Below are 7,032 nucleotides of genomic sequence, written 5' to 3' on the forward strand. Positions count from 1 at the left end.
CCCCCGGACGCGGCCCCCCAGCACGCGTGTATGTGCTTCAGGGGAGAGAGAGTAAGGGGAGAAGGTGAAACTCGGGTGCGGAAATGATAAATCCTGTGTTTCCTTACGAACTCCCGCAAGAGCATGAGAAGTTGGCTTGCATTGGGCCAACGGGCCCGGGGCCGGAGGCGTCCTTCCCCGGAACGGGAGCCGGTGGGAGACTCCCCGCTATGGGTGCGTCAAGGCGCATACGTTCCATTCGCCTACCCCGGGCTCGGTACGCGCTGGGTGCCGTCGCCCTCACCGGTGCCGCCGTCGTGGCGCTGTCCGGCTGCGCCCCGGTCGGCGGGCTCGACACGACGACCGTCGCCGTCACCACACAGCGGCAGGCCTCCCGCGCCCTCGACCGCGAGGGTGTCCACGTCGCCTGGCTGAGCTGCCGGGGCAAGGCCGAGAACGGCGGCAAGGACCCCGGCACGGGCAGCGCGCTGCCGGTGACCGTCGTCGGCGTCGACTGCGAGGGCCGTACGGACACCGGCAAGAAGATCGTCGTCTTCGGCAGGGTCACGGGCATCACCGGCCAGGCGTGCGTGCGCGGCCTGCTGACGGCCAACGTCGACGGGCGGACCGTCTTCCAGGTGAGCGTGCTCGGCGACTGCGACCGGACGGGCGACACCGGCGGCAGGCCCCCGACCGCCCCGGGCCCGGGCCAGGAGAAGCCGCCGCCCGCGCCGAGGCCCCCCGGGGCTCCGGGCCCCTCGGCGAGCTGCACCGACAGACCTCCCGCACCGGGCAAGTAGCTCACCGGGCCCGTGGGCGAGACGGGTCACGACGGCCGTGCGGACGGACCGGTAACATCCGGACCGTACGAGCCGACGACCCGGGAGGAGCCCACCGGTGGCGGGAGAACCGCAGGCGGACTGCCTGTTCTGCAAGATCGTCAAGGGAGATGTGCCCGCGACGGTCGTCAAGGAGACGGAGACGACCGTCGCGTTCCGTGACATCAACCCCCAGGCGCCCGTGCACTGCCTGGTGATCCCCAAGGTCCACTACCCGGACGCCGCCTCCCTCGCCGCCGCCGAGCCGCAGATCGCCGCCGACGTGCTGCGCGAGGCGGGCGAGGTCGCCCTCCAGGAGAACGGCGACAAGGGCTTCCGGATCGTCTTCAACACCGGTGCCGGCGCCGGGCAGACCGTCTTCCACGCGCACGCCCACGTCCTCGGCGGCCGCGGCTTCAACTGGCCCCCCGGGTAGACCCTTGTCCGTCCGCGAACTCGTCGTCCTCGGCACGGCCAGCCAGGTCCCCACCCGGCACCGCAACCACAACGGCTATGTCCTCCTCTGGGACGGGGAGGGCATCCTCTTCGACCCCGGCGAGGGGACGCAGCGTCAGATGCTGCGCGCCGGGGTGGCGGCGCACGACCTCAACCGGATCTGCGTCACCCACTTCCATGGCGACCACTCCCTGGGCCTGGCCGGGGTGATCCAGCGGATCAACCTCGACCGGGTGCCGCATCCGGTCACCGCGCACTACCCGGCGAGCGGCGAGCGCTTCTTCAAGCGGCTGCGGTACGCCACGGCCTATCGGGAGACGGTCAAGCTCGTCCAGGAGCCGGTCGCGGGCACCGGCGCGGTGCTGGCGGCCACCGGTTCGTACACCCTCCAGGCCCGCCGGCTCTCGCACCCCGTCGAGTCCTACGGCTACCGCCTGGTCGAGCCCGACGGGCGCCGGATGCTGCCCGAGCTCCTGGCCGAGCGCGGCATCGGCGGGCCGGACGTCGGCCGGCTGATGCGCGAGGGCGCGGTCGGCGGGGTGACGCTGGACGAGGTCAGCGAGGTGCGGCGCGGCCAGCGCTTCGCCTTCGTGATGGACACCCGGCTGTGCGACGGCGTCCACGAGCTGGCCGAGGGCTGCGACATGCTCGTCATCGAGTCGACGTTCCTCGACGAGGACGAGTCGCTGGCCACCGAGCACGGCCATCTGACGGCGGGCCAGGCCGCCCGCGTCGCCGCGCGCGCGGGCGTACGGCACCTGGTGCTCACCCACTTCTCCCAGCGCTACGACGACCCGTCGGTCTTCGAGCGCCAGGCCCGTGCGGCGGGCTTCGACGGCGAACTCACCGTCGCCCGGGATTTGTTGCGGGTGCCGGTGCCGAAGCGGCGCTGAGGGGCCGGGCCCCGGCCTGGTACGACCGGCCGGACGGCCCGGGGATGTCCGGGCAGGCCGGACGAGGGTGCGGCGAGGGGGATTGCGGTTCGTCGCGTGCATGCCACCATGTGCCGCATGGGCGAGCGGGAGGGACCCGACCCGGCGCGGGCGCGGGACGCGGCGGCTCTGGTGGCGCTGATGCGGGAGTTGCGTGAGCGCTCCGGGCTCACCTACCGCCTGCTCCAGCGGCGCGCGGCCGAGGAAGGGATGGTGCTGCCCCGCAGCACGATCGCCGACGCCCTCGCCCGGACCGCCCTGCCGCGTGCCGAGGTCCTCGAGGCCTTTGTGGTGGCGTGCGGCGACGGCGCGCGGCGCGACGCGTGGCTGGAGGCCAGGCGGCGGATCGCCGGGCGGGAAGACGCTCCGGCGCCGGGACGCCGGCGGGTACGGAGGCTCCGCCTCCTGTGGTGGCTGCCGGCGGCGGTGGCCGTGCTCGCCCTCGCGTACTGGGCGTTCACCCCCTCCCCGGCCGGGACGTCCGGCGCCGGGCGGCCGTCCCCCGCGCCGTCCGCGGCCGACGCGGCGCGCGGGCGCGGCGGGGCGTTCAGCCTCTTCGAGGCGCGCAGCGTCAAGGGGGCGACGATCGCGAGCGTGGGCTATCGGTACTGGGACACCGGGGACGGGTGGTACGGCGTCGAGTATGTGATGCCGTACTCGCGGGACGATCGCGAGGCCTACGGCGACGGCTGGGGAGGGCGGCTGCTGATCCACTACGAGGACCGCCGGGGCCGTCATACGGAGGTGCTGGCCGGCAATCCCGATGGCGATCAGCAGGCGGGCAGGGACACCGTCCGCTACGGCATGAGGAACGTGTGGTTCGAGGTGTGCGACTTCGACGGGCGGGAGCTGCGGGGCTGCCAACGTCTGCGCATGGCGCGGAAGTGAGCGGCCCCGCGCGCCATTACGGCAGGTAGTACATCGGGTTCGGCAGCTTGTAGGTGCGCTTGGCGTAGCCGCCCTGGAGGTCGCTGTACTGGTCGCCGAAGTTGGCGACGATCTCGAAGCCCTTGGACTCGATGTACTTGCGGGTGCCCGCCTTGTACTCGACCGTCGTGCACTTGGCGCCGCAGGCGAGGTAGGCCGGCGGGGTCTTCTTGTTCTTCAGGAAGAAGTGGGAGGCGTCGGCGACGGGCTTGTAGCCGACGTTCTTGAGGTTGCGGGCGCTCCACTCGCGCTGGTGCTCGTCACGGCCGGTGACGTAGAAGACCTCGATGCCCTTGGACTTGGCCCAGTTGACGAGCTTGGGCATGCCGAAGACGGCGGTCATGTCGGTGGACTTCAGGTACGCGTCCTGCGACTCGGGCGTGAAGTGGAAGCCCTGCTGGAGCTCGTAGTTGTAGGTCAGCAGGGTCGTGTCGTCCAGGTCGAGGACGATGGCGGGCTTCTTCGCGCCCTTCTTGGCGTGCTGCGCGTTGCGGGCGACGTTCTCCAGCTGGGCCTTGGCCTTCTTCTGGATGTCGGCGACCTGCTTGGCGTAGTTGCTGTCCGGCGAGGCGTAGTGCTGGCCGGAGGCGTCGACGGTGTCGCCGTAGAACGCCTTGATCTTGTCCTGGACCTGGGTGAGGTTCGGGATCTCCTTGTCCGTGCGGGGCACCGCGTGGTCGGCGGAGGCGGCGCCCGCGGTGTACAGGCCGGCGCCGACGGCGAGGGCGGCGGTGGCGGCGGCGACGCGCACACGCGTGGACTTCAGGGAGAGCGACACTGGTGACTCCTGGGTAACAAGGATGATGCAGCGCGAAGCTATGGCCTGGGCCGGATGGGGTCAAGGTCCTGGAGACGTGACGCTCTACGCGCGGAGAAAGATCGTTTGGGCGTACCGTGGTGTGCGGACCAGCGACACGAAGGGTGGGGCACGAGATCATGGCGCAGGAAGTACGCGGAGTCATCGCACCGGGGAAGAACGAGCCGGTACGGGTCGAGACGATCGTGATCCCGGACCCGGGTCCGGGCGAGGCCGTGGTGAAGGTCCAGGCGTGCGGCGTCTGCCACACCGACCTCCACTACAAGCAGGGCGGCATCAACGACGACTTCCCCTTCCTCCTCGGCCACGAGGCGGCGGGTGTCGTCGAGTCCGTCGGCGAGGGCGTCACCGAGGTGGCCCCCGGCGACTTCGTCGTCCTCAACTGGCGAGCCGTCTGCGGCCAGTGCCGGGCCTGTCTGCGCGGCCGCCCCCAGTACTGCTTCAGCACGCACAACGCCAAGCAGAAGATGACCCTGCTCGACGGCACCGAGCTGTCGCCCGCGCTCGGCATCGGCGCGTTCGCCGAGAAGACGCTGGTCGCGGCCGGTCAGTGCACCAAGGTCGACCCCGCGATCGCCCCGGAGGTGGCGGGCCTGCTCGGCTGCGGAGTGATGGCCGGCATCGGCGCCGCGATCAACACCGGCGGGGTGGGGCGCGGCGACTCCGTCGCCGTCATCGGCTGCGGCGGCGTCGGCGACGCGGCGATCGCGGGCTCCCGCCTGGCGGGCGCGGCCCGGATCATCGCCGTCGACATCGACGACCGCAAGCTCGCGAAGGCACGCGAGATGGGCGCCACGCACACGGTGAACTCCCGCTCCACCGATCCCGTCGAGGCCATCCGCGAGCTCACGGGCGGCCATGGCGCGGATGTGGTCATCGAGGCGGTGGGCCGGCCGGAGACGTACGAGCAGGCCTTCTACGCCCGTGACCTGGCCGGCACGGTCGTCCTGGTCGGCGTGCCGACGCCGGAGATGAAGCTGGAGCTCCCGCTCCTGGACGTCTTCGGGCGGGGCGGCGCGCTGAAGTCGTCCTGGTACGGGGACTGCCTGCCGACGCGGGACTTCCCGATGCTGGTGGACCTGCATCTGCAGGGGCGGCTGGACCTCGGGGCGTTCGTGACCGAGACGATCGGGCTGGGGGACGTGGAGAAGGCGTTCGCCCGTATGCACGAGGGGGACGTGCTGCGGTCGGTGGTCGTGCTGTAGCACCCCGACCCGGGGGTCCGGGGCGCTGCCCCGGGCCCCGGTGGGAGGCCTACGCGCGACCCGCCCGGGCCAGGATGCGGGCGGCCACCGACGGGGAGTCGACCAGCGGGTGGAGCGCGAGTGCGCGCAGCGCCGCGTCGCGGTCCTCGTGGAGCGCCGCTTCGATCGCCGCCCGCTCGACCGCCTTGAGCTGGAGCATCAGCCCGAGTTGATCTTCCCGTAGCGGGGCGCACGGCAGCGGCCGGGCGCCCTTCGCGCCGACCTCGCACACCGTTTCGATGACGGCGGTGGAGTCGAGGGCGGGGACCGTCAGCCCGTTCGGCACATTGAGGATCAGCCGGGCACGTTCGTCCGCGCTGATCGCCCGCATCAGGGCGAGCGCCACCTGGTCGTAGCCGCCGCCGTCCAGGTCACAGGTGTCGCGCTGCCAGCCGCCGGTCGCCGCGCGGCTCTCGGCCATGTACGTCTCCTCGCGGCGCAGCCGGGTGTGCTCCCACAGCTCGAAGGAGCGCTCCGGTTCGGCGGCCGCGCGGGTGAAGAAGTCGCCCTGCTGCTGGTCGAGGAACTCGCCGCGGGTCTCCGCGGACTCCATGACCGAGCGCAGGGTCTCGCGGCGGAAGTAGTAGTAGTGGAGGTATTCGTTGGGCAGGGCGCCGAGCGCCTGGAGCCAGCGGGCGCCGAAGAGCTTGCCCTCCTCGAAGGAGGCGAGGGCCGCCTCGTCGCGCAGCAGCCCCGGGAGGAGGTCCTCGCCGTCCTGGACCAACGAGCGGAGCCAGCCCAGGTGGTTGAGGCCCACGTAGTCGTAGGTGACCCGGTCCGGGTCCGCGCCCGCCGCCCGCGCGGCGCGGCGGACCAGTCCCACGGGTGAATCGCAGATGCCGATGACGCGCGGCCCGAGCACGGCGGACATCGCCTCCGTCACCATCCCGGCGGGGTTGGTGAAGTTGATGACCCACGCGTCCGGGGCGGTCCTCGCCACCCGTTCGGCGATCTCCGTGGCCACCAGGACCGTGCGGAGCCCGTAGAGCACCCCGCCCGCGCCGACCGTCTCCTGGCCCAGGACGCCCTCGGCGAGCGGGATCCGCTCGTCCAGGACCCGTCCGGCCGTGCCGCCCACCCGGATCGCGGAGAAGACGAAATCGGCCCCGCGCAGCGCCTCGTCCAGGTCCTCCGCGAGCCGTACGGAGGGGGCGCCGGGCACCCCGGCGGCCTGGGCGTCCAGCACGGAGGCGATCACTCCCATGCGCGCGGAGTCGGTGTCGTGGAGCACGAGTTCCGTACAGCGGCCCGGGGCGTCGCGCCGGGCGTCGTCCAGCAGGGCCCGGTGCACCAGAGGCACCCGGAATCCGCCGCCGCCGAGAATCGTCAGCCTCATGGAACGGAACGTACCTCAGCATCGGGCACACTGTGCGGATCCGCATTCGTGCTGCATCCCTGAGAGGAGCGACGAGCGAGCATGACGGCCTCTTCCACCCACACAGGTGTCCGCGGAGAACGCTTCGAGGGAACGGCGCCGGTCCTGGACCCGCTCGCGGCCCTCCGCACCGAGACCGACCCGCCCACCGACGTCTATCTGACCGGGACCGTCTTCCTCGACATCATCTTCACCGGCCTGGACTCCGCCCCCGTGCGCGGCACCGAGTCCTGGGCGCGCGGCATGGGCTCCAGCCCCGGCGGAGTCGCCAACATGGCCACCGCCCTGGCCCGGCTGGGCCTGCGCACCTCCCTCGCCGCCGCCTTCGGGGACGACATGTACGGCGAGTACTGCTGGGAGTCCCTCTCCCGGGGCGAGGGCATCGACCTGAGCCTGTCGCGCACGGTGCCCGGCTGGCACTCCCCGGTCACCGTCTCGATGGCCTACGAGGGCGAGCGGACCATGGTCTCCCACGGCCACGAGG

Annotated in this window: 8 protein-coding genes; 6 read left to right on the forward strand and 2 right to left on the reverse strand. The window is 72.0% G+C overall.

Going from position 1 to position 7,032, the window contains the following annotated elements; translation table 11 throughout:
- Window positions 1-209: 209 nt before the first annotated feature.
- From K6I33_RS28935 to K6I33_RS28950, 4 genes are all read left to right on the forward strand, one after another.
- On the forward strand, window positions 210-779 hold the full coding sequence (locus K6I33_RS28935) for a hypothetical protein (RefSeq protein ID WP_229357495.1): 570 nt from the start codon (window positions 210-212) through the stop codon (window positions 777-779).
- A 97-nt stretch (window positions 780-876) separates the two neighbouring features.
- Complete coding sequence (locus tag K6I33_RS28940; protein WP_229357496.1) at window positions 877-1,233, forward strand: histidine triad nucleotide-binding protein; 357 nt, start codon at window positions 877-879, stop codon at window positions 1,231-1,233.
- A gap of 4 nt (window positions 1,234-1,237) precedes the next feature.
- Window positions 1,238-2,146: a ribonuclease Z gene (locus K6I33_RS28945; RefSeq protein WP_229357497.1), complete on the forward strand. Its 909-nt coding sequence runs from the start codon at window positions 1,238-1,240 to the stop codon at window positions 2,144-2,146.
- A gap of 117 nt (window positions 2,147-2,263) precedes the next feature.
- Window positions 2,264-3,073 carry a hypothetical protein gene (locus K6I33_RS28950; RefSeq protein WP_229357498.1) on the forward strand — a complete coding sequence of 270 codons (810 nt, stop codon included), beginning with the start codon at window positions 2,264-2,266 and terminating at the stop codon, window positions 3,071-3,073.
- 16 nt (window positions 3,074-3,089) lie between these two features.
- Here the strand turns inward: K6I33_RS28950 and K6I33_RS28955 are convergent, their stop codons facing one another.
- On the reverse strand, window positions 3,090-3,890 hold the full coding sequence (locus tag K6I33_RS28955; RefSeq protein WP_229357499.1) for an HAD family acid phosphatase: 801 nt from the start codon (window positions 3,888-3,890) through the stop codon (window positions 3,090-3,092).
- 158 nt (window positions 3,891-4,048) lie between these two features.
- Here K6I33_RS28955 and K6I33_RS28960 point away from each other — a divergent pair, with 158 nt between their 5' ends.
- The gene (locus K6I33_RS28960; protein ID WP_229357500.1) at window positions 4,049-5,134 is read left to right on the forward strand and encodes an S-(hydroxymethyl)mycothiol dehydrogenase; all 1,086 of its coding nucleotides are present in this window, start codon (window positions 4,049-4,051) and stop codon (window positions 5,132-5,134) included.
- 49 nt (window positions 5,135-5,183) lie between these two features.
- On the opposite strand, the gene K6I33_RS28965 is transcribed toward K6I33_RS28960, so the two are convergent.
- Window positions 5,184-6,509 (reverse strand): 6-phospho-beta-glucosidase, encoded by a 1,326-nt coding sequence (locus tag K6I33_RS28965; protein ID WP_229357501.1) that lies wholly within the window; start codon window positions 6,507-6,509, stop codon window positions 5,184-5,186.
- Window positions 6,510-6,590: 81 nt separating this feature from the next.
- On the opposite strand from K6I33_RS28965, the gene K6I33_RS28970 reads away from it, so the two are divergent.
- On the forward strand, window positions 6,591-7,032 hold a 442-nt coding region (locus K6I33_RS28970; protein WP_229357502.1), incomplete at its 3' end, for a PfkB family carbohydrate kinase.

Source organism: Streptomyces sp. UNOB3_S3 (assembly GCF_020740895.1).
In the GTDB taxonomy this organism is placed as follows: Bacteria; Actinomycetota; Actinomycetes; order Streptomycetales; family Streptomycetaceae; genus Streptomyces.